Genomic DNA, 2,809 nt, shown 5'->3' with positions numbered 1-2,809 from the left:
GTTCCCGACACCCTGACCCCGCAGGTGCCGATGATCCTGGACGTGCTGGCCGCCGCCGGGATCGCTACCGGCGGCGCCGCCGGGTTCGAGGCCGACGACGTGCTCGGCACCCTCGCCGCCCGGGAAACCACCGACCCGGTGGTCGTGGTCAGCGGCGACCGCGACCTGCTGCAGGTCGTCGCCGACGACCCGGTCCCGGTGCGGGTGCTCTACGCCGGGCGGGGACTGGCGAAGGCCGAACTGTTCGGGCCCACCGAGGTCGCCGACCGGTACGGGGTGCCCGCCGAGCGGGCCGGCGCCGCCTACGCCGAGTTGGCGTTGCTGCGCGGCGACCCGTCCGACGGGTTGCCCGGCGTCAAGGGCGTCGGCGAGAAGACCGCGTCGGGCCTGCTGTTGCAGTACGGATCGCTCGACGGGATGCGGGCGGCCGCGGCCGATCCGGAGTCGGGCATGGCCAAGGGCATGCGCGCCAAACTCGCCGCGGCCGCAGACTATCTGGACGCGGCGCTGCCGGTGGTGCGGGTCGCGCGCGACGCCCCGGTGCAGCTGTCCGGTGCCGACGCCCTGCCCGCGGCGCCCGTCGACGCGTCGGCGCTGGTGGCGCTGGCCGACACGCTGGGGATCGGACGGTCCGTCACGACGCTGACCACGGCACTGGCCGCGGCCGCGGGCTGACCGGACCGTCCGCTCCGATCGGTTTGGGGCCGGTCAGTTGGGGCGGCTGACCTCGTAGGTGCCCTCGTCGTCGGTGAAGGTCAGGGTGACCGACCGATGCTGCCCGTCGACGGTGACGGTGCATTCGAAGCTGTTGCCCGCCTCGACCTTCTGGCCGTCGGGGCAGGACACGTCGTCGACGGCGGTGGCGCCGTAGGACTGGGTCAGCACCTTCGCGACCCCGGCCTCGGCGGCCGCGGAATCGAGGGTCTTCGACCCGAGGGAGGTGGCGACGAGGACCCCGACGATCGCGAGGATCAGCACCAGGGCCAGCGCCCCGAGACCGAGGATCAGCGGCTTCTTCGACTTCGGCGGCTGCTGACCGGCCTGCGCCGGCGCCCACTGCGGCTGCTGACCCGGCTGGGGTTGGCCCGGTTGCGGCTGGCCCCAGGGCTGCTGACCGGCCGCGGGCTGTCCCCACTGCGGCTGCTGACCGGGCTGCGGGGGCTGTCCCCACTGCGGCTGCGCCGTTCCCCACTGCTGCTGCGGTTGTCCCCACTGCTGACCGGCGACGGGAGCGCCCTGCCCCCACTGCTGACCCGGTTGCGGGTGCGGTTGCCCCCACTGCTGCTGCGGCTGGGCGGGCTGCTGATCCCACTGGGCACCGGCGGCCGCCGGCTGACCCCACGGCTGCTGCCCGGGCACCGGCTGCTGGCCCCACGGTTGGCCGGTCTGACCCCACTGCGGCTGAGCCTGACCGCCCTGCGCACCGGCGGCCCCACCCGGACCGGGCTGCGGGCCCCACTGCGGGGCCTGCCCGGCAGGCGAGTGACCGGCGGACGAGGCGTCGAACGCCTGCGTCGGCTCCGCCCCCTGGGCGGCGCTGCCGGGGCGCGCCCACTGCTGGGTCGGTTCCTGACCGGCCGCGTTTCCGGACTGCTCCTGGGGTTCGTTCGGCCCGCTCATCGTCGCCTCCCACTCACCTTCACTTCGTTGATCCACTTCGCGCCCATCCACCGCGTGGAAGCCGTGCCGCAGCGCGAATCAAACCACATCCGGCCGCGACGGTGTCCGCCGAGCCGAACCGCAACGTCCTGCCGCCCAGGCAATCACCCCGCCGGGGCGATCACACCGCGTCCACGTCGACGACCCCGCGCCGGATCGCGGCGACGGCCCGACCCGCCGTCTTCACGATCTCCGGGTCCTGCGCGCACGTGCGGATCTGATCGAGCAGATCGATCACCTGACGGCACCAGCGCACGAAATCACCGGCCGACAGGTCCCGGCTGCCGCCCCCGGCGGCGAGCAGCGCCTCGGCCAGCGACTGGGTGTTCACCCACGTGTACAGCGCCGCGACGAACCCGAGATCCGGTTCGCGCGTGGGCGGCAGCTTGTGCCGCACCTCGTCGGCGCGCAGCCCGTCGCACAACCGCACGGTCTCGGCGAGCGCGCGGCGCACTGGTTCGGTCGGGCCGCGCATCACCTCGCCGCCGCCTTCGATCCGCGACTCGTACACCACCGCCGACACCACCGCGGCGAGCTCCGCCGGGGACAACCCCGCCCACACCCGCTTGCGCAGGCATTCGGCGACGAGCAGATCGGCCTCGCCGTAGATGCGGGCCAGCCGCTCCCCCGCCTCGGTGGTCTCCGGGTCCGATCCGGCGGTCAGGTAGCCGCGTTCGGTGAGCAGCGCGACGATCCGCTCGAACGTGCGGGCCAGCGAGTTCGTCGTCGCCGCGACCTTCTGCCGCTGCTGGGCCAGTTCCCGCGCCAGCCGGTTGTAGCGGTCCCCGACCCGGGCGAGCTTCTCCAGTTCGGGGTCCTTGCGGGCCGGGTGCTGCCGCAGCCGGCGCCGCAACGCGTCGATCTCCCGGGTGTCGCCGCCGGTCTTGGTGCGCTTCGGGCGGCGCGGCACCGGGATGCCCGTCGACCGCAGCGACGACGCGAGATCGCGCCGTCCCCGCCCGGTGCGGTGGTTGACGTGCCGCGGCAACCGCAACCGGCCCACCACCTGCGCGGGCGCCGGGAAGTCCGCGGCCGACAACCGGCCGGACCAGGCGTCGGCGGTGACCACCAGCGGGCGCGGCTCGTCCACGCTCTGGTCGGGTTCGATCACCACGGCCAGTCCCGCGCGGCGCCCGCGCAGGTGGTGGGC

At 74.6% G+C, this 2,809-nt stretch carries 2 protein-coding genes and 1 pseudogene; 1 reads left to right on the top strand and 2 read right to left on the bottom strand.

Translation table 11 applies throughout. The features are described from left to right. Nucleotides 1-675 (top strand): 5'-3' exonuclease H3TH domain-containing protein (locus tag I0Q12_RS09275; protein ID WP_197251650.1); only part of this gene is annotated, 675 nt, incomplete at its 5' end. A 33-nt stretch (nt 676-708) separates the two neighbouring features. Here the strand turns inward: I0Q12_RS09275 and I0Q12_RS09270 are convergent. Further along, entirely contained in the window at nt 709-1,620 is a 912-nt protein-coding gene (locus I0Q12_RS09270; protein WP_197251649.1) for a DUF4333 domain-containing protein, read from the bottom strand. Between the two features lie 160 nt (nt 1,621-1,780). Then, nucleotides 1,781-2,809 (bottom strand): annotated as a pseudogene (locus I0Q12_RS09265) (DEAD/DEAH box helicase); the annotation flags it as partial.

Source organism: Rhodococcus sp. CX, from assembly GCF_015865005.1.
Classification (GTDB): Bacteria; Actinomycetota; Actinomycetes; order Mycobacteriales; family Mycobacteriaceae; genus Rhodococcus.
Note: the sequence above shows the minus strand (reverse complement) of the source record. Positions and strands in the feature narration are given on the sequence as shown.

Coding starts and splice junctions, on each gene's coding strand:
- I0Q12_RS09270 (WP_197251649.1), bottom strand. CDS start 1,620: ATGAGCGGGCCGAACGAACCCCAGGAGCAGTCCGGAAACGCGGCCGGT.